This is a genomic window from Pseudomonas zhanjiangensis, from assembly GCF_041027545.1.
GTDB classification, from domain to species: domain Bacteria; phylum Pseudomonadota; class Gammaproteobacteria; order Pseudomonadales; family Pseudomonadaceae; genus Aquipseudomonas; species Aquipseudomonas zhanjiangensis.
This window is the reverse complement of record NZ_JBFTEG010000057.1, coordinates 1-566: the sequence shown is the minus strand read 5'-3', so window position 1 is coordinate 566 and position 566 is coordinate 1. Positions and strand designations below refer to the sequence as shown.

Below are 566 nucleotides of genomic sequence, written 5' to 3'. Positions count from 1 at the left end.
GCATGCCCAGGATGCTCCGGCTACCGGCCGAGCCTCGACTCTGACTGAACAACTGGTTGACCTGGCTACGTAGTGCAACACGACGAGCATCGACACGGCGACGTCGAAGGCGATGGGCGTAGTAGCAAGACCGCGCCACATCGAAGGCTGAACAGACCACTTCTACCGGCTCCTGCTCACTCAACTGGTCTATCAGCGCGTACGATCGAGTTCGTCTGACATCAAGAGAGCGGTAGCCTTTTTTAATATCGCTTTCTCCCGCTCCAGCCGGCTGATCCGGGCTTCCAGCTCTTGGATCTTCTGCTGCTCGGGCGTCAGCGCCTTGCTCTTCGGGGTGACTCCCTGGCGCTCATCCTGGAGCTGTTTCACCCAGCGGCGTAACGCCGAGTCCACCACTCCCAGCGAACGGCAGGCCTCGATATGGCTGTAGCCTTGATCCAGCACCAAGGCGGCTGCCTCGCGTTTGAACTCGGCGGAAAACGTACGTCGTTGTTTGCTCATCAGACACCTCTCTCACGGCGAGGATTTTCGCCTAAATCGGTGTCCGGGATCAGTAGACCACTACA

Annotated in this window: 1 pseudogene; it reads right to left on the bottom strand. The window is 58.8% G+C overall.

Annotated elements, in window-relative coordinates:
- Window positions 1-501 (bottom strand): annotated as a pseudogene (locus tag AB5S05_RS22060) (transposase); the annotation flags it as partial.
- Window positions 502-566: the final 65 nt, after the last annotated feature.